This window comes from Alkalibacterium thalassium (assembly GCF_900101165.1).
Taxonomy (GTDB): domain Bacteria; phylum Bacillota; class Bacilli; order Lactobacillales; family Carnobacteriaceae_A; genus Alkalibacterium; species Alkalibacterium indicireducens.
The window spans coordinates 1-17,722 of the sequence record NZ_FNFK01000023.1 but is presented as its reverse complement, the minus strand read 5'-3'; the positions used below and the strand labels follow the sequence as shown (position 1 = coordinate 17,722).

The window sequence follows — 17,722 nt, the reverse complement described above, 5'->3', positions numbered from 1 at the left end:
TTCCGAGAAATATTGTTTTATAGTTAATGAGTTTTGACAAACATGGCCGAATTACCTATAGTTATCTGGTATGACGGATCCATCACTTTGATTTAAACACCGTCATGTTACTTTACATATCATATAACCGTGTGGAGGACATTTGCGTGAAGAAAATCATCTTTATCTTAATCATTTACCTTACTTATATCAGCCTTGGTCTGCCGGATTCACTCTTAGGCGTCACCTGGCCTGAAATGCAGTCCGACTTCCCTGTTCAGCAGAGTGCGGCAGGTATCATCTCCATGACCGTAGCAGCCTGCGGGGTGCTGTCCAGTCTGCAGACCGCTCGTCTGACCAGAAAACTCGGAACGGGCAAGCTTGTGTTCACTAGTGTGCTCCTGACTTCTTTAGGCTTGGCCGGATTCGCACTGTCCCGGCACTTTTACTTCCTGCTCGTTGTTGCGCTTCCGCTGGGATTAGGGGCCGGTGCAATCGACACCTCCTTGAACAACTATGTTTCAGCAAACCTTAAGGCTTACCACATGAACTGGCTTCATGCTTTCTGGGGTGTAGGCGCAACAGCCGGTCCTCTGATCATGGGCTTCACCCTCAGAAGTCAGTTCTCCTGGCGTTTTGGTTATGCTGTCATTGCCGGGATACAACTCCTGATTGCTCTCGTTCTTTTCTTCTCTCTTCCTATGTGGCAGAGCGAATCCACTGTCCGGGCTCAGGATGATAGCCTGTCCCTTACACCGTCACTCTTTATGAAGAACAAGGCTATCGGCTATTCTCTACTGTCCTTTCTGATCTATGTATCCATAGAAGGAGTCGTGTTCCTTTGGGGGAGCACCTATCTGATCAATGTAAAAGACCTGACACCCGCAACAGCCAGTTTCATCCTGTCCATCTTCTTTACCAGTCTGACGCTTGGACGAGTCGCTTCCGGCTTCGTTACCTTCTGGCTGTCTAATGAGAAAATTCTCTATTTAAGTATGGTCCTGCTGATAGCAGGTATCGGTGCCACCGCATTTGGAACTGATGCCTTGCTATACATCGGGCTGGCTCTAATCGGTCTGGGCTGTGCCGCGATTTTCCCGACAATGATGCATGAAACGCCTCGTCGCTTCGGTGATCAGCTCTCCAGCAGCATCATCGGGCTCCAGGTCGCATCCGGTTCCGTCGGCATCATTGCTGTTCCGCCTCTACTAGGTGTGGTGTTCCAGTCGATCGGCATCGATCTGTTTCCAGCTTTTCTTTCTGTACTGACACTCATGCTGTTCGTCCTGACTGTACTGATCGACAGGACACATCAGAAGAACTTATAGGCACTGCTTCTTCAGTAAGCCGACTATGATAAACTGTAAGCAAAGGAATACTACACTGAAAGAAGGTCATCCAATGAAAACCGCTCAGCAATGGATCAAGGAGCTCGATCTGAAGCCGCATCCTGAAGGTGGATATTACCGGCAGACGGATATGTCGGACGCCCAGTACAATAAGCCGGACAGATCCTTGGCCTTATATACTAACATCTATTTTCTACTGACGGAAAACAACCCGTCTCATTTTCATCGGCTGTCTTCTGATGAACTATGGTTCTTTCACGACGGCAATCCACTCACGGTTCATTCTCTGACTCCAGAAGGGTCATATATTGAGACGACCCTGGGACTGGAAACTGACCAGCAGCTGCATCATACCGTGCCGGCCGGAACCATTTTCGGATCAACTGTCGAACAAGGCTACGCACTGGTCAGCTGTGCAGTCATCCCAGGCTTTGATTTTTCGGAATTCACACTCTTTACTAAAGACGATTTGTTAAAGATTTATCCTGACCATACTGATATTATAAACAAACTAGCCTACGACACCTTACCTGAATAAGAGGGGTGTCATAGGCTAGTTTTTCAAATCAACTATTCATTTGTGGGGAATCGGGCTCGAGCTGCAAGGATTCAACATTTTCATAATTATAATATACTTCCCTTGACCCCGCATCAAAAGTCCGAAAAATATTAGCCCCTTTTTTACCTCTTCAGTTAAAAAATCACACTTTCGTCACCATCTTGGAGTTAATTCCGTTAAAACTCATCACGTGCGTTTCGTAGACTAATAAAGTCTTCAAGTGTCTCCGCCTTGAGAAACAGGTTAATAGCTTTCTCTTTTTCAATGGTAGACGGCAAAGTCGGTATATCCTGCTCTCTCATCTCCTCAACTTTTTTAAGCGCATCCGTAATCGTCTGATTATCGGGCTGAACAGACTGAGCAAACGTCAGATTCGTCTGAGTGTATTCATGACCCGCATACACTAGAGTATCGTCATCGAGCTCGTTAAATTTCTGCAGCGCCTCATATTGTGCTTCATAATCTCCAGTAAAGACTCGTCCGCACCCTCCGGAAAACAGAGCATCTCCACAGAACAGGGCTCCTTCTGTCAGATAACTGATGTGCTCATAAGTATGTCCTGCCGTTTTCATCACCTTGAATGACTGATTCAACAATGTAAATGTGTCTCCATCTTTGACAATATGATCAGCCAGCTGCTTCGTTTCTACTGGCCCATATACCAGTGTTCCAGGGTACTCTTTAAGAACAGCTTTCACCCCGCCTATATGGTCATTATGCTCATGGGTTAAAATAATCGCATGCAGGACTAATTCCTTATCTTTCAGATGTTTGATGACGCCTTCAGATTCTCCAGGATCTACAACGACTGCCTCCTGTCCCTCTTCGATCACCCAAATGTAGTTATCAGAAAATGCTTTGACTGGATAAACATGCATTTGACTCGCTCCTTTTTATATTATTCTATAACCTTACCTTATGATTTTATTTTGCATGACAGTCCTTATATTTTTAGAAATAATGTCATAACAGAGGTATTCTTTTCTATCTACTTAGATTATACTATAAGCAAATCAGCTAGGAGGAGGATATCCCTTATGTCTCAAGAATTTACCTATGAGTGGTTAAATGTCGCCAGTCTGTTTTTCGGGCTGTTAGCCTGGGCCATTCCAGCTTATCAAATTGTCCGACCAATCAGACGAACTTACAATCAGTCGCTACTTGTTCTGAGCAGTTTTACCTTTTGTACTGCCGCCTTATGGTTACGTCTCCTGTACAACAATCACTTGGTCCAGATTCAGGATTGGGGAGCCTTACTTGATACCAGCTCCGTACTGACTTGGGTAGCCGGCATTCTTCTACTTGTCACCATTGTACTCAACATCTTCAGTATCAGATCTTATGCTCAATTGAGAGTAAAGAAGTAAGGTAAGGTCATATCCTTCCTCTATTAGTGAACAAAATCTCGAAAAAAGTAATCTTAACAGCAGATCCAGATGATTTTAAAATGAAGAATAATCTTGTCGTATAATTTCATATGTCATGATATCGCAGAGGCCAGTATTGTTTATGGCTACTTGTCTTCTAAGCCCTATATATGTAAGACCAGATTTTTCGAGTACTTTCCCAGAGCCCACATTTCTTGGATCTACATGGGCTTCAATACGATTTACATCAGCATCTTTGAATAGAAAGAAGACGATTTCCTTTAGTGTTTCAGTCATGAGTCCTTTATTCCAGTATTCTTTTCCAATACAGTAACCTAACTCAACGGACTCTACCCTTGGGCTTATCGATACTACACTGATACTTCCGATCGGTTCTCCGGTTTCCTTTAATACTATGCACCATCTGTACGTATCCGGGGCCTCATAGCTTAAAATCCAGTTTCTTAGAAGAGAACGAGTCTCGTCACTGTTTTCATGTGAAGGCCATGTTAAAAATTGCGTCACTTCAGTATCATTGGCCCAGTTTTTATACATCAAATCCGCATCATTTTCTTCAAATTTCCTCAATAGTAACCGTTCTGATTCTATCTCCTGAGTTCCACAATGATTCATGTCACATGCCTCCGGTATATTTTCTAGAATTAATTGATATGCTATTGAGTTTTAGATTTCACCCCAACATCCTATCTGATAAAGTAGAATGTTTAGTTATTTAGTACGAATAATCTATTTCAAAACGGTAAGCTTCTCCAGTTCCTGAAAAGTTGAGCATGCACAAGAAGCATACTTTATATATCTACTCAATGCGTGTTTTCATTATATCAAAGCTATGTTTATTTTGTATAAACAAATAAGATCCGCTGAAAATCTCAAGTAGACTTTCAGCGGATTCCATTTTTTTTACGGACTTTTTTGCAGCCCTAGATTCCATCTTTTTAGACGGAATCAACAGGAGTCTTATTTGAGTGAACTACCCACCACTTAAATCCTCCGGATTTTGAAGTGGGGGCTTCCTACGAACTCCATTCTTGTCTGCACAGGTTTCATGCAGACAGAGGAATCGGATATGGGTAGGCTCAAAAGGCAGTCCCTGCCTCATAGGTTTTCTTTTACTTGGCTATCGCCAAGGAATACTCAGTAGGCTTGGTTATCGCCTACATAGACTTGGTTATCGTCTATACGCAAAGTATACAACAAAAAGGACAGATTAACCACTTCAAGCTATCGCTTGACCGAAATTCATCTCCCACTTTCACTGGTGCTTCGCACCCATACGCTTAGAAGTGGGAGACTTCTTTCGGAATTACGTTAAACTATTCCTGCTCTTACCATATAAGGTTGTACCAGATCTGGATAGAAGTGCCTAAAATGAGCATAGCTAAAATCCATTGCAGCACCTGGGTATTTGTCCGCTGACCAATTTTAGCTCCGATAGGTGAAGCAATCAAGCTCGCAATAATCATAACCGCTGCCGGCATAAAGAGCACTTGATTGGTTGCTACTTTTCCTATTGTAGAACCAATAGACGATAAAAAGGTAACGGCAAGTGAGGTTGCTATAGTGACTCGTGTCGGTAGCTTCAAAACGGTGAGCATAATAGGTATCAACAGAAATGATCCAGCTGCACCAACAATCCCCGAAGCAACTCCAACGACAAAAGAAAGGCCGGAAGCAAGTGGTTTGTTGAAAGAAATTAAATGCGCAGGCTGATCAGGAATTTGCTTTTTAGGCATCAAAATCATGACGACTGCAATTGTTGCCAGTATTGCATAGACCAAATTGACAGCAGTTTCCTCAAAAAATCCCGAAGCAAAAGCTCCGATGAAACTTCCCAGCAAGATACTACTTCCCATATAGATAACTAGCTTCCTGTGTAAATACCCTGTGCCTTTGTATGCCCACACACCTGCGATTGTTGCGAAAAAGACCTGTACGGCACTGATACCAGATACTTCATGAGCTGTTAGCGCACTAAACCCTAACATAGGAGGGATAAACAGAAGCATCGGGTACTTGATAATCGACCCGCCCACTCCTACCATACCGGATACAAACGAACCGATAAATCCAATAAGAAAAATTGTAACTATATATGAGATATCCATAAAATCCTCCTATACAACTGACTAAGGAAAGGAGAGACTATTTTTGTCTCTCCAAATTTAATCAGCTATTCCCCTTTTTTAATATGGAATGTCAAGACATCATTTGTTTCATTGATATCTAACAATTCATGTCCGGAAGATTTTGCCCATGCTTGGAAATCTTTCAAAGACCCTTTATCCGTTGCCTGAACTTCTAAAATTTCGCCTGTGTTCATCGATTTAATTTCTTTTCTTGTTTTAACAATTGGCATTGGGCAAGCTAATCCTTTTGCATCTAAAACTTTGTGTACGTTCATATTATTGTCTCCTTCAAAATTATACTTAAATTATATATATTTAACTTATCTAACTGCACAACGGTTTGGTCCGATTTCCATTTCACGTTGCTCATCTTTATCTGGATCTAATTTCCCCATATTAGTTTGCCTAATATTCTGATAAGCATTTGGCTGTGGAGGAAGGTTTTTTGTTACAGTAGAACGAAATTCTTCTTCACTCTCAATATTCAAACCATGATTATTTTCAAATAGAACGCCAAGTTTCTCAGCAACACTGCCGTCATCATTCAATTCGTCAACGATCATGAAATGTGCTGGTAGAACAGTTAATTCTTTAGGCAATTTTTTATAGGTATTATAAAGTGAGGATCTCAAATCGCCGACCCAGTCCTCAGCCTTACCAGCCAAGTCTGGACGTCCGATTGAATCTACAAACAAGATATCACCTGACAGTAAATAAGCCTCGTCAATTATAAACGATGTTGAACCAATTGTGTGACCTGGTGTATACAAGGCATTCACATTAATTCTGGACTCGCCGACTTTTATAGAAGTACCTTCTTCGAGCGGATTGAACTCAAAGGAAGCTTCTTCTATATCCTTAGGAGGCAGCCAGTATGCGGCACCTGTTTTGCGAGCAATTTCGCGTCCGCCTGAAATATGGTCAGCATGAAGATGTGTATCTAGCACATTTGTAATGGTTGCCCCATTATCCTCTGCGAGTTTCAAGTAGGGATCTATCATTCGAGCTGAGTCTATCACTACTGCTTCAGTTCCAGACAAGACCATATAAGACAAGCATCCTTTACCAAGTCGAACAAATTGGTACAATTCGCCTCCCTCTTTCAAGTCGCCTATTTTTACTGGTTCCAAGTATTCACTCCATGCTTTCATTCCACCTGAAAGATAAGAGGCAGATACACCTTCTTCAACGAGTATCTCAGCAACCATCACCGATGAACCCTCTTTTGCACAAACCACCAGTATTTCCTTATCTGAAGGAAGCTGAGTCAGAACATCTTCAACTCCATCCAGTAAGTCGAAATATGGGATATTTAAATACTCAAAGTTAACTCCATCAACTTTCCAGTCTTCAAAAGCATTTTCGTTTCTTACATCCAATATAAAAAGATCTTCTTTCGAAATCACTTTCTGTGCCAGTTCTTTTGCTGTTAAAGCAGATAGAGTCACGTTTACTTTCTCATTATTCCATTCACTCATGCCCGGCTTGACGTTTACAACGTCTCTGTACCCATTTTCGGCTAAAAGACTTGCAGCCATGTCACTTCTATTACCAGTCCGGCACACAACATAAATAGGTTTATCGTCAGACAGTTCACTCATTCTGTCTTTTAAATCCCCCAGTGGAATAGAGATAGCTCCCGGAATATGAAACTCTTCGTATTCTTCCGGTTCTCGGACATCAAGGACCGTCAACTGTTTTTCAGTTTGAAGTAGCTTGTTCAGTTCATCATTGGAGGTCAAATTCGGATAAGGTGACGTGTTTTTCCCTTCACCTGACGATCGGAGGTAATGCTTCAGCACACCTTCACTGTCGACCGTTCCAAGGTAGTCATGTCCGGTCTTTTCTGCCCATGCTTTCAAGTCTGCTGTTGATCCCTTATCAGTCGCTTGAACTTGTACTATTAGTCCAGGTTTTATATCTTTCAATGCCTTTTTCGTTCGGACTATCGGCATCGGACAAGCTAAACCTTTCGCATCAACTAATAAGTCATGTGCTATTTCTTTCACTCTTTCCATCTCCTTTAGGTTGAAATTTATTTTTTTAGTTACGTTGGCTTAAATAAACATATTGACTGCGCCGTCTTCAGCTTCAGCCAAGTATGCTGCAACACCAGCATATTCAGTTGACTCTCTTAATTCGATTTTATCCAGACCAAGCAAATCCATTGTCATCGTACATGCAATCAAATTTATTTCCTGTTCCTCAGCCATTTCAATTAAATCGGACAGTGGCATTGCATTGTGTTTTTTCATAACTTTTTTTATCAGTTTTGGTCCAATTCCCATAAAATTCATGTTAGATAGTCCCATTTTTTCTGGACCTCTAGGCATGATTTTTCCAAATGCTTTTTCAAGCAGGTTCTTTTTAACCTGAATTGGTTCGTCTTTACGTAAGGCATTCAACCCCCAAAACGTATGGAAAATCGTCACTTCATGATCATACGCAGCTGCTCCGTTTGCAATAATATAAGCTGCCATAGCCTTATCATAGTCTCCACTAAATAAGATAATATTGGTTTTTTTCTGTTCGCTCATTAAGCATCCCTCACTTATTTTTCCCAATTGGGTATCTATTATATAGATCAAGCAGATTGTAATCTGTTGTTTGATCTATACGAGTCAATGTTACAAACACATAATATACCCTATACGGTATTGTTGTCAAGTTGCTTATTCGTATTTGTCATTGTTTACTCAACTCGATCTCACTATAATCCCTTTATAAAGGCGTTTGTGTCTTTTAAAAAAATCTATTAATCTCTAGTTTGTGAATTTTTTACCGTAGTCAAGCTTCTACCATAAAAACAAGAAGATATTATTTATCTATACATATATATGTCTTTTCCCAGCATAACTTCTAATAATAAGCAGAATAATCGAAATTTTATGTGCTTTTTTTTATAAAGAGTAAAAGTCTATCAGCCTTGTAGTCTATTTATATTGAGTATACTAATTTTTTATACCCACATAGGGTATTTCACACTCTATCAATTCACTACCACAAAATTTAACCGGCAACTAAAGTCAGTTTCCTATTTTGCAGTCGTTTGGTGAAAACTTCTATATGGACTCCCAATTATTTCACAGTCGTTTCATTAATGAATTAACTAAATTAAAGTTTGGTATTTAACTTATACAGGAGTTTTGTGCTTGAATCTGTCAATCATCAAAACGGTTAGGTGTAAATTGTTTACAATTCTTGAGTTGTAAACAAGTATACTAATGCGCGAAATATCAGCACTATGATTCTAGGTACTGACAAAGCCTGTTAAAAAAAATATATCCAGCTACTTATTTTTAAGCCACCTCCTACCTTCCTGTCACTATATAAGCATAACCTTTCAATCATAATCTGCAGGTTCATTAATGTGCGTTTCTCTCAGCCTCCTTTTTCTGCTATTATATTTCTATAATAAGCTTTGGGGGTAAGAACAATGAAATTCAAGCAGAATATCCGGGGGAATGTGGCCTTGGGGGTCAATCCACTAGGGTGCAAGCAGGAAGTTTTGAACCAGATCGACTACGTGAAGAGTAAAGGGCACTACGATGCACCTAAAAAGGTCCTGATTATCGGTGCTTCTTCAAGCTACGGACTGGCTACCCGAATCAGTCTGGCATTTGGAGCAGGAGCAGATACGATCGGTGTCTCATTTGAAAAAGGCCCTAAGAGCGAACGTAATTTGGGAACTGCCGGCTGGTACAACAATATCGCTTTCCGCGAAGCAGCCGAAAAAGAAGGACTGGTAGCCAAGAACTTCGTAACTGACGCTTTCAGCCACACTGCTAAGCAGGAAGTCATCAACTACATCAAAAACGAATTCGGCGGAAAAGTCGATCTTGTGGTCTACAGTCTTGCAAGCGGACGCCGCACTGATCCGGATACTGGTGAAACTTACACCTCTTCAATCAAAGCGATTGGAGATAAAGTAGTCGGACCGAACATCAACATGCAGAAAGAAGAATTCTTCACAGATACTCTGGAGCCTGCAACTGAACAGGAAATCGCAGATACCGTTAAAGTTATGGGTGGCGAAGACTGGGAAATCTGGATGAAGGCGCTCAAAGAAGCTGATGTCTTGTCCGATGGTGTACTGACGACCAATTATTCATATTTAGGTACAGAACTGAATCGCCCTTATTACGGCGGAGGTACTCTCGGACAGGCAAAAGCAGACTGTGACGTCAAAGCAGACAACATCAACAAGCTCCTGGCAGATATCAATGGGAAGGCTCAAATCGTTGTTGCAACAGCGGTAACGACTAAAGCCAGTTCAGTTATTCCATTCTTCATCGTCTATTGTATCGGTTTGTATAAAGTGATGTCTGAAAAAGGCACACACGAAACACCAATCATGCATCAGGACAGAATTTACCGTGAGATGATCTACGGAGACAAGCCTGAATACGATGACGAAGGACGCCTGCGACCGGACAGCTGGGAACTAGACAGTGACACTCAGGCTGAAACAGAAGAGCTGATCATGAAACTGAACGAAGATAACTTCAATACCGACATGACTGCTTATGACTTATTCTATAAAGAATTCTCAAACTTAAGTGGCTTCATGGTCGATAATTATGTCGAAGAAGACATTACGATCGATGAACTGAAGTCCTGGGAATACTAATTTAAATGCAGTAAAAAAAGGGTACGACATCAGTGTCATACCCTTTTTGCTTATCCATTTACTTTATATTCTGATTTAAATATCGTACTTGAAAAAGAGCTTGTCGACTGCCAGAACGGGAAAGCCTTCAGGCAGATCAGTCTGATCTATCCGCTCAAAGCCGTGTTTAGCATAAAAACGGTGTGCCGCTAAAAATAACGGAGTTGTTCCCAGATAAATGGCTTCTACTTCCTGTTCACTCGCCCACTGCTTGGCTGCATCCAGAAGCAGCTTAGCCGTATTGAATGTCGCTCCTCGGAACTCTTTAGAAACAAACATTTTGCGTAAGACAACATTGCTCCTTCCTATATCCAGCAGACTAATTGTGCCGACAACTTTATCCTGGGTTAAAGCCACCCAGAAATACCCGTTTCCAGTCTGGTAAACCTCTCCAATCTTAAATAAATCCGGCTGGTCTTCTGCGGTGATTGCTACGCCGTATTCATCTTGCTGGATGGATTGTTCTTTCAAGAATATCTTGTAAGCATTCTCGTATGAGAACATCAAACAGCTTAAATGTTCGTAATTTTTCTGAAAACTGATTATGAGGAATGAACACCGTCTATCTTCACACAATTTTCAATAAGTTGCCGGATGTTTTTATGCACGATTTCCTGGAATTTCGTATATACTTAATAAGTAACACTTGTTAGCATTAAAATGAACCAACGCCTCATTGGTTAACGAAGGAGAGCGGTATGATTAAAACTCATCCATTGTGGGACACTTATCCTACTATTCAAGCCTCTTTATTGGAGTGTCTTGAACTTATTATAGAAAAAATCACCATTGAAAATAAGGAAATCGAAAAAACGGTCACGGCTCTGATAAAGAGTCAGGGAAAATTACTTAGACCCGCTTACCTTCTGCTTTTTTCACAATTAGGTTCTGTTTCAAAAGATACACATAAAAAAATCATAGCGGCCGCTGCCTCGACAGAAGTTCTGCATTTAGCCACACTCATTCATGACGACATCATAGACGAGTCAGACACGCGCCGCGGAAGTGAGACGGTCCAGTCCAAGCATGGCCAAGACGTGGCTGTTTATACAGGGGATTTGCTGATTTCGGTGTATTTCGAACTGCTGGCAGAGGCAACGGACTCCATCGATCTTATTCAGCTGAATACCCAGTCGATGAAGCGGGTCCTGATGGGTGAGCTAAATCAGATGTCCCATGTCTACAATACAGACATCACCTATACTGACTATCTAGAAAGCATTAAAGGCAAGACAGCTCAGCTATTTGAACTGAGCTGTTATGAAGGAGCCTATCTTGGCCAATCTGATCCCGAGATTATAGAGCTCAGCCGGTCGATTGGTCAGGATATCGGCATCGCTTTTCAGATGCTGGATGATATTCTGGATTACACACAGACTCCAGAAAAGCTCTCAAAACCCGTTCTAAACGATGTCAAACAGGGCATCTACACCCTCCCGCTCATTTTAGGTCTGGAGAGCAGCAAAGAAGCCTTTCTTCCTCTTTTAGAAAAAGGTGAGGACTTGTCTGATAAGGAACTGGACTCACTGGTCACTTTGCTGCACGATCACGACTGCATCGAACGGGCCCACCTTACTGCAAAGCATTACATTGATAAAGCTCTGGCATCCATCGACAGCCTTCCAGATCATTCTGGAAAAGATGTCCTGTATTCATTGACCAAGACCCTACTGACAAGAGAAGATTAGAAAAGGAGAGTATTATGACAGTCAAACAATATATATTACTTGCCCAATTGGAAACTACTACAACCAGTATCTTTCCTTCCCTTATCGGTATCCTCTATGCCTGGTATAATTACGACAGCTTCCGTCCGCTCTTTTCACTTCTAGGCATACTTACGGTCGTCCTTTTCCACATAGCCGTCAATATCCGTGACAGCTACTTAGATTACTATATTGCAGATAACAAGAACTCGGAAATTACTCAGGAAATGGTCGTAGGTAAAGAGAATATCCCGCTTAATAACGTTCGGATCGCCTATATTATTTCTGGAGCAGTAGCCTTAGTCATTGGCTTGTTCTTAGCGCTTCAGACCTCGCCTATCCTGTTCTTTATCGGCTTCGGGGGAATGCTGATCGGTGCGCTCTATACCTTCGGGCCTGTTCCCATTTCCAGTACACCAACGGGGGAATTCTTCGTCGGCTTGTCGATGGGCTTTTGTATCTTTACAGCCATGGTTTACGTCAACGCCTTTGATGTCGTTCAATTCGATCTGGTCACTATCGGTCAGTTCATCGTCGCATCCGTCCCTACATCGATTACAGTCATGGCCATCTTACTGGCTAATAACATCTGCGATCTGGAAGAAGATATTGAAGATAACCGGTTCACCCTTCCCTATCATATCGGCGTAGACAAAGCGCTGACGGTCTACAGATACTTTTACTACGCTGCTTATATTTCGATCATTCTATCCGTCATTTTTGGGACCTTCCCAAGGTTAGTGGCATTGTCCTTGTTGACCTTCCCATACGTCCTGAAGAACATTCGTATCTTCATGAAGGAACAGGACAAACAGACCACCTTTATGACATCGATTATCAACTCAGCCGTCATACCCGTTCCAATCATCATCACCTTCTTCATAGGCGCCTGGTTGAATAGTTAAGTCTTTAATTATTCAATAAAAAATCAGTGATGATCTGAGGAAATGTTCCTTCAGTACTCATCACTGATTTTTTTTTAGCATATAATGGCTCCCTAGGCTGACTTGTCCTGGATGAGCGAGTTGCTGCATCCAATCAGTTAGTTCAAAAATGCGTAGTGGCCTTATTCATGATAGAATAAAGATAAGACATTATTGGAGGATGATACTATGAACCAAGAACTCGTTGAAATTTGCCTGCGCGTCAGAGACATTGATGCGACGCTGGACTTCTATACAAATCTATTTGATTTTGAAATAGCCAGCCGAAGAGAATTTCCAGAAAACAAATTCGATTTAATTTATCTGAACTCTCCCGGTTCTTCCGTACAGATTGAGCTGACTTACAATTACGATGCCGATCCTTACACAGTCGGAGACGGCTTCAGTCACCTAGGTGTGAGAGTCGATGATCTGGAAAAAATGCACGACATATGTAAAGCATCTGCTTACAAAACAGGTGAGCTAAAAGGCCTGTCAGGCGGTACACCAAGCTACTTCTTCGTAACGGATCCTGATGGTTACCGTATTGAAGTGAAACGCGCTAAATAATACTAAGAAACGGCATGTTTTCATCACGAATGATGAACATGCCGTTTCTTTATGTGAAAACACTCAGATTGTAATAGAATTACTATGACTGATTATGCTTTTGTGCACCCCTTCATTCTATGACATACACATAAAAAGGAAAAGCATAGCCAGAATTAATGATCCGATAGATACCGTTATTGAAGTCAGTATCATATTCATCAATGTTAGTGTAAGTGTGCGTGAGCGGCTGATCTGACGCGACTCTAACTTCAGCATCCTCTTGTCCGTAAGGCACATTATCGATTGCTTCCCACTCTTCATCATTGTAGTACTCAATAACATAATGCGTGCTCCCCAAGACTAACTCTTCTCCTTCTTCAACCTCTACATACAGATCTAACTGATTGTCCGATATGCCAGTTTCCGTATCGCCTTCGACTATGACCTCGAAAGCTATATTCTCCGGATTTACTATGTCATCCGAATTGGTAAATTCTGCTTCATTATGAGCGTCAAGAAAGTCCGCATAATCTATCCTATTGATTACTCTAGGAGCATCATTACTCAAACCTGAACCATCTTCCCTTGCATTGTTTGTGTCGTCATTAGTCGTACACGCAGTTAACACAATTAGTAATAGTAAGTATAGTATGATCTTCATAACGTCCTCCATTAAAATCGAGCTGTAGAAACCCTTATCCCAATACACCAGTTATTAAAGCCCCGGTAACTTTTAAGTCTATTAATAAAGACTTGCCTATTGGAGACACTAATTATTCTGCACTATTGCATTAGTTTCACGTATGCAATATATTTAGTCATTCACTATGACCGAGCCCGGTTAAAAGCTCATTTACTTCTTCTATTGCAATATAATCTTCAGCTCTTTTAAAGGCTGCTATCGCATTTTTGAAATACTTTTCTGCTAAAACTGCATCATTTTTATTTTGGAAAACTTCTCCATATCCACGGTAAGAACAGCCAATACATATATCATCCTCAGATTCTTTTGCGTGCTGCAATGATTCACACATAAGCTGCTCTGCCCTATTAATATTGCCAATTTTCAAATTTACAAAGCCCCTCTCATAAAAGTTAGCGGACCAATTTAGTGGAGATTCATTGTTATACTTCTTTAGTAGCTCAGCCTCTAGCTGGAACACCTCTAATGCTTCATCATAATTTGCCGCTGACCGTTCAACCATTCCCAACTGATGAACCGCTATACTATGATTCATACTGTCACCTTTAGATACGGCTATTTTGATTAGGTCCTTATAATGGCTTCTTGCTTCATCAAACTTACTTAGAGCTACCTTTACATACCCTAACCCATGTAATATATTCATATATTGGTCAGAACTCACTTCAGATATCTGGCTTAAACAGTCATGATATAATTCCTCTGCTTCAACTAAGTATCCTTTATCAAACAATTCAAATGCCTGACTTATTTGATCTTTTAAGAAAGCCATATACAAGCCCCTTCGTAATTGATAATGTTAGTAGCACTATATGATCTGCTCTCTACTTTAACCGCGTACCTATTTGCTTTTTATATACTATTTCAATATAATTATATTTAATATATGCAAATATTTTAATTGAATCTGTATTAATTTGTCAATTAATTGAATAGAACGACTAAGCATTGGCAATTAAGTATTAATAGAAAAGTGTGGGGATGATAACATGAAAAAAAGAGTTTTTGGTATAGCTTGTCTCTCTGTCTTAGTAATGACTGCTTGTGATTCAGAAGAGGAGACTACTTTTGATGACAAGTTCAAGGCTTCAATTGAAGAAGAGCCTGTTCAATTAACCTTTGATAATGGTGGACTTTTACTTAGCTTTTATCCCTCTGAGATAATATATTACGGGATAAATGAATACACAGATAATTACGACCTGCCATTTGAGCAACCGGATGAAAATGAGGACTATACTGAATATCAAGACTACACAGTTGAATTTGACGAAGAAACTGATATATTCTCTGTGACAACTGAAGATGGTGTTTATGAACTGGAAATGCGAGGACCTAGAGTATTTTGGGATGAAGAAAACAGCTTGAATATTTTGTCTACTAGGTCGTTTGTAGAAGAGTAGAACTAGAATTATTCTTGAAATTAAATGATAAGACTTCAACTATCTGACGAAGTTTTCTTTAATCCTTTGTCTGATAGTTGAAGGCTTTTTTTCCTTATATAGAATAATAGTAGAAGCACAACAATTCAAAAAATGACTTCTTATTTAAAAAATCCTTACTTATAATACGGTTCCCCGTATCAGTTGTCACTGCGGTTTTTAATCGCAGTAGGAGTGTTACGTTTACCCTATCTAACTCAGTGATTTCTTTTTAACTTGTCTAGTAACAAAAAGAGCCAACGTAAATTACGCTGACTCTTTATCTATAGATATAACACATGTTTTGTAATCCGTAAGTCACATGTACATTTTTTGACACGAGTGATCAGATTCTTCAATCGATTATAGACTTCACCTACAATTTTTTCTTTCTGCTTCAAGAATTGCATTTTTCGGAATCATGATGCCCATTTCTGTATGAGTCTTTTGGACAAACATTTTGTGCGAGTAGCTATCGGATGATTAGTGACTGTTTCCATATCGGTTCGTAAAGCTGATATTGAAAGCAGACTTTATTGTCATCTTTAGTTCCGTATGCATTGATCACTAAAAAATTAGAAGTATGGATTATTCAAGATTGAAATAATTTTTTAAAGAAAATTATTTTGTTGATAAAAAATAAGTAAAGATATATTAATTATAGAAAGAAGGCTCACCTATGCCAAAAGCATTGGCTGTATCTTTATAAGAAGCACCGGTGTCTTGTTTAAATCTTAAGACATCTAACTTGAAATTTAAAGTATACTTTTTATTACATTTTTTTGTTTTAAGTTCTTCTTTTCCATATTTCTTGTATTGGTTGATCCATTTCTGAAGTTGACTTTTACTTGAAATATTGTATTTTTTACTGAGTAACTTATAGCCCAATGTTCCATTTAGATATTCTTGTATAATTTTTAATTTAAATTCATACGAATACTTTTTTGACATAAAAATATCCCACACAAAGTTAGAATTTTCACTCTAACTTTTGGGGGGCACCTCATCTTGGCAAATCGGGAAAGGCTGTTTAAGTTTATTTAGCTGTAAGTTGGTTGTACAGTGCCAATTGAGTGAGGAGTGTCTAAATCCCATTATGGAGCATCTGTAAGTGTCCATTCAATTGTCGTTGTGTACGTTGATTCTGACCTTGCATAAATCGGATTGGTTATCACAACAAACCCTTCATCAACTTCCCAACTCATCACATCAATACTATCAGATTGAGCAGTAGCTTGATTTTTAGTCGCTACTTGAACAGCTTGATTTTCAATAAGTTGGCGACTGTTATCTAACGGATTCAAGAAGAATAGTGAATTATCTAAAGTATGTCCAGCTTCATTTTCAAGAGGACCTGATGCTAAAGCTGTCAACTGCCAATCCCCAGTACTTCTCGTATCAAGAACTGAAATTTGATGGTTACTCTCTTTAGATATCAAGCGATTCGGTTCATCTCTGATTTCTGTTGTCTCGAAAATAATATCAGCTACAGACTCTAATTCTAGTCGATTTCCTTGAACAACCTCCTCAACAATCAAGGAAGTTAACTCGCCACGACGCGACCTAAACCCTAATGTCGTATTATATTCAAAAGGTTTGGCTAAATTAAAAGTAAAATTACCAGAAGCATCCGTTTGAGTTGTTTCAAGAATATTTGAATTACTATCTAATATCTCTATCGTACTATTAACTGGCCCAGTACCTGTTATCGTATTATCAGTATCATATATCGGACTATCAATAACCGGCTCATCTAAGTCTGATATGAACTGCCAACGTCTCATAGAACGACGAAACTCTCCAGGAAAAGTGTCATTGGATGGTGTCGTATTTACATTCGAAAAACTAGATAAATCTAAGGTAAATGTTCCTGTTGCAAAGAGTATTGAAGATGTATCGGGTTCTGGTAAATTCGGATCTGTGTGCCATGACCGCATTCGAACATTGTTAATTTCAAAAGAATGTCTAGTAGTGTTAGTATTTGAAATAATAAGGGGACCTGCTGCTCTCAAATCAACTTCTTGCGGCGTATTAATGTAGAAAAGCAAAATAATCCAGCCAGTAAATGTCACTTTATTCCGGCAGTTTTTTTTAAGAAAATGGGTCAATTAAGCGACAGAATCTGTTTATTCCAGCACGTTTGTCAGTTTAGACCAGCGGATTGTCTTCTACAATAGTTACTAAAAAAAAGTCCGAAGAGCATTGGGAGCGTATGCTCCTTTCTCTTCGGACTTTCTTTCTGTTTTCCATTAAAATGAGACATCCTGATCTTCCATAAATCCATTGGATTCAAAAGACGACGGAACTCTCTCTTCCTGCTGTATGGCTGTTTCAATTAATTGCTTGG

19 protein-coding genes are annotated in these 17,722 nt (G+C 40.0%); 8 read left to right on the top strand and 11 right to left on the bottom strand.

The window, feature by feature from the left end; all coding sequences use genetic code 11:
- Positions 1 to 146 precede the first annotated feature (146 nt).
- Both BLR76_RS06395 and BLR76_RS06390 read left to right on the top strand, forming a co-directional pair.
- Positions 147 to 1,307 carry an MFS transporter gene (locus BLR76_RS06395; protein WP_218121413.1) on the top strand — a complete coding sequence of 387 codons (1,161 nt, stop codon included), beginning with the start codon at positions 147 to 149 and terminating at the stop codon, positions 1,305 to 1,307.
- Between the two features lie 73 nt (positions 1,308 to 1,380).
- Positions 1,381 to 1,866 (top strand): cupin domain-containing protein, encoded by a 486-nt coding sequence (locus BLR76_RS06390; protein ID WP_091266952.1) that lies wholly within the window; start codon positions 1,381 to 1,383, stop codon positions 1,864 to 1,866.
- A gap of 197 nt (positions 1,867 to 2,063) precedes the next feature.
- Here the strand turns inward: BLR76_RS06390 and gloB are convergent, their stop codons facing one another.
- Entirely contained in the window at positions 2,064 to 2,765 is a 702-nt protein-coding gene (gene gloB, locus BLR76_RS06385; RefSeq protein WP_091266949.1) for a hydroxyacylglutathione hydrolase, read from the bottom strand.
- A 159-nt stretch (positions 2,766 to 2,924) separates the two neighbouring features.
- Between gloB and BLR76_RS06380 the strand changes: the two genes are divergently transcribed.
- Positions 2,925 to 3,254, top strand: a complete 330-nt coding sequence (locus tag BLR76_RS06380; RefSeq protein WP_091266946.1) for a hypothetical protein — start codon at positions 2,925 to 2,927, stop codon at positions 3,252 to 3,254.
- 75 nt (positions 3,255 to 3,329) lie between these two features.
- On the opposite strand, the gene BLR76_RS06375 is transcribed toward BLR76_RS06380, so the two are convergent.
- From BLR76_RS06375 to BLR76_RS06355, 5 genes are all read right to left on the bottom strand, one after another.
- On the bottom strand, positions 3,330 to 3,887 hold the full coding sequence (locus BLR76_RS06375; RefSeq protein WP_091266943.1) for a GNAT family N-acetyltransferase: 558 nt from the start codon (positions 3,885 to 3,887) through the stop codon (positions 3,330 to 3,332).
- Positions 3,888 to 4,600: 713 nt separating this feature from the next.
- Positions 4,601 to 5,380 (bottom strand): sulfite exporter TauE/SafE family protein, encoded by a 780-nt coding sequence (locus tag BLR76_RS06370; protein ID WP_091266940.1) that lies wholly within the window; start codon positions 5,378 to 5,380, stop codon positions 4,601 to 4,603.
- A 65-nt stretch (positions 5,381 to 5,445) separates the two neighbouring features.
- Positions 5,446 to 5,676, bottom strand: coding sequence for a sulfurtransferase TusA family protein (locus BLR76_RS06365; RefSeq protein ID WP_091266937.1), 231 nt, complete (start codon positions 5,674 to 5,676; stop codon positions 5,446 to 5,448).
- Between the two features lie 45 nt (positions 5,677 to 5,721).
- A complete protein-coding gene (locus BLR76_RS06360; RefSeq protein WP_176759632.1) occupies positions 5,722 to 7,410 on the bottom strand; it encodes a rhodanese-like domain-containing protein in 1,689 nt (562 codons plus the stop codon).
- Positions 7,411 to 7,458: 48 nt separating this feature from the next.
- The gene (locus BLR76_RS06355) at positions 7,459 to 7,938 is read right to left on the bottom strand and encodes a DsrE/DsrF/DrsH-like family protein (protein ID WP_091266931.1); all 480 of its coding nucleotides are present in this window, start codon (positions 7,936 to 7,938) and stop codon (positions 7,459 to 7,461) included.
- Between the two features lie 899 nt (positions 7,939 to 8,837).
- Here BLR76_RS06355 and fabV point away from each other — a divergent pair.
- On the top strand, positions 8,838 to 10,031 hold the full coding sequence (gene fabV, locus BLR76_RS06350; RefSeq protein ID WP_091266929.1) for an enoyl-ACP reductase FabV: 1,194 nt from the start codon (positions 8,838 to 8,840) through the stop codon (positions 10,029 to 10,031).
- Positions 10,032 to 10,106: 75 nt separating this feature from the next.
- Here fabV and BLR76_RS06345 read toward each other — a convergent pair whose 3' ends face one another.
- A complete protein-coding gene (locus tag BLR76_RS06345; protein WP_218121412.1) occupies positions 10,107 to 10,541 on the bottom strand; it encodes a GNAT family N-acetyltransferase in 435 nt (144 codons plus the stop codon).
- A 227-nt stretch (positions 10,542 to 10,768) separates the two neighbouring features.
- Between BLR76_RS06345 and BLR76_RS06340 the strand changes: the two genes are divergently transcribed.
- The 3 genes from BLR76_RS06340 to gloA all read left to right on the top strand — a co-directional run bounded on the left by BLR76_RS06340 (position 10,769) and on the right by gloA (position 13,269).
- Complete coding sequence (locus tag BLR76_RS06340) at positions 10,769 to 11,758, top strand: polyprenyl synthetase family protein (RefSeq protein WP_245683051.1); 990 nt, start codon at positions 10,769 to 10,771, stop codon at positions 11,756 to 11,758.
- Positions 11,759 to 11,772: 14 nt separating this feature from the next.
- Positions 11,773 to 12,681: a prenyltransferase gene (locus tag BLR76_RS06335; protein WP_091266924.1), complete on the top strand. Its 909-nt coding sequence runs from the start codon at positions 11,773 to 11,775 to the stop codon at positions 12,679 to 12,681.
- A gap of 207 nt (positions 12,682 to 12,888) precedes the next feature.
- Complete coding sequence (gene gloA / locus BLR76_RS06330; protein WP_091266922.1) at positions 12,889 to 13,269, top strand: lactoylglutathione lyase; 381 nt, start codon at positions 12,889 to 12,891, stop codon at positions 13,267 to 13,269.
- A gap of 112 nt (positions 13,270 to 13,381) precedes the next feature.
- Here the strand turns inward: gloA and BLR76_RS06325 are convergent, their stop codons facing one another.
- Together BLR76_RS06325 and BLR76_RS06320 are read right to left on the bottom strand one after the other, a co-directional pair.
- On the bottom strand, positions 13,382 to 13,912 hold the full coding sequence (locus tag BLR76_RS06325) for a hypothetical protein (RefSeq protein WP_091266920.1): 531 nt from the start codon (positions 13,910 to 13,912) through the stop codon (positions 13,382 to 13,384).
- Between the two features lie 157 nt (positions 13,913 to 14,069).
- Positions 14,070 to 14,726: a tetratricopeptide repeat protein gene (locus BLR76_RS06320; RefSeq protein ID WP_091266918.1), complete on the bottom strand. Its 657-nt coding sequence runs from the start codon at positions 14,724 to 14,726 to the stop codon at positions 14,070 to 14,072.
- 217 nt (positions 14,727 to 14,943) lie between these two features.
- Between BLR76_RS06320 and BLR76_RS06315 the strand changes: the two genes are divergently transcribed.
- Positions 14,944 to 15,357, top strand: a complete 414-nt coding sequence (locus tag BLR76_RS06315) for a hypothetical protein (protein ID WP_091266915.1) — start codon at positions 14,944 to 14,946, stop codon at positions 15,355 to 15,357.
- 672 nt (positions 15,358 to 16,029) lie between these two features.
- Here BLR76_RS06315 and BLR76_RS06310 read toward each other — a convergent pair.
- Together BLR76_RS06310 and BLR76_RS06305 are read right to left on the bottom strand one after the other, a co-directional pair.
- Positions 16,030 to 16,326, bottom strand: coding sequence for a helix-turn-helix domain-containing protein (locus tag BLR76_RS06310; protein ID WP_091266913.1), 297 nt, complete (start codon positions 16,324 to 16,326; stop codon positions 16,030 to 16,032).
- Positions 16,327 to 16,469: 143 nt separating this feature from the next.
- Positions 16,470 to 17,447 (bottom strand): Ig-like domain-containing protein, encoded by a 978-nt coding sequence (locus tag BLR76_RS06305; RefSeq protein ID WP_143009202.1) that lies wholly within the window; start codon positions 17,445 to 17,447, stop codon positions 16,470 to 16,472.
- Between the last annotated feature and the right edge of the window lie 275 nt (positions 17,448 to 17,722).

Bases quoted from the DNA above. Each gene is read 5' to 3' on its own strand.
- BLR76_RS06390 (WP_091266952.1), top strand. From the start codon at position 1,381: ATGAAAACCGCTCAGCAATGGATCAAGGAGCTCGATCTGAAGCCGCAT.
- gloB (WP_091266949.1), bottom strand. From the start codon at position 2,765: ATGCATGTTTATCCAGTCAAAGCATTTTCTGATAACTACATTTGGGTG.
- BLR76_RS06380 (WP_091266946.1), top strand. From the start codon at position 2,925: ATGTCTCAAGAATTTACCTATGAGTGGTTAAATGTCGCCAGTCTGTTT.
- BLR76_RS06375 (WP_091266943.1), bottom strand. From the start codon at position 3,887: ATGAATCATTGTGGAACTCAGGAGATAGAATCAGAACGGTTACTATTG.
- BLR76_RS06370 (WP_091266940.1), bottom strand. From the start codon at position 5,380: ATGGATATCTCATATATAGTTACAATTTTTCTTATTGGATTTATCGGT.
- BLR76_RS06365 (WP_091266937.1), bottom strand. From the start codon at position 5,676: ATGAACGTACACAAAGTTTTAGATGCAAAAGGATTAGCTTGCCCAATG.
- BLR76_RS06355 (WP_091266931.1), bottom strand. From the start codon at position 7,938: ATGAGCGAACAGAAAAAAACCAATATTATCTTATTTAGTGGAGACTAT.
- fabV (WP_091266929.1), top strand. From the start codon at position 8,838: ATGAAATTCAAGCAGAATATCCGGGGGAATGTGGCCTTGGGGGTCAAT.
- BLR76_RS06340 (WP_245683051.1), top strand. From the start codon at position 10,769: ATGATTAAAACTCATCCATTGTGGGACACTTATCCTACTATTCAAGCC.
- BLR76_RS06335 (WP_091266924.1), top strand. From the start codon at position 11,773: ATGACAGTCAAACAATATATATTACTTGCCCAATTGGAAACTACTACA.
- gloA (WP_091266922.1), top strand. From the start codon at position 12,889: ATGAACCAAGAACTCGTTGAAATTTGCCTGCGCGTCAGAGACATTGAT.
- BLR76_RS06325 (WP_091266920.1), bottom strand. From the start codon at position 13,912: ATGAAGATCATACTATACTTACTATTACTAATTGTGTTAACTGCGTGT.
- BLR76_RS06320 (WP_091266918.1), bottom strand. From the start codon at position 14,726: ATGGCTTTCTTAAAAGATCAAATAAGTCAGGCATTTGAATTGTTTGAT.
- BLR76_RS06315 (WP_091266915.1), top strand. From the start codon at position 14,944: ATGAAAAAAAGAGTTTTTGGTATAGCTTGTCTCTCTGTCTTAGTAATG.
- BLR76_RS06310 (WP_091266913.1), bottom strand. From the start codon at position 16,326: ATGTCAAAAAAGTATTCGTATGAATTTAAATTAAAAATTATACAAGAA.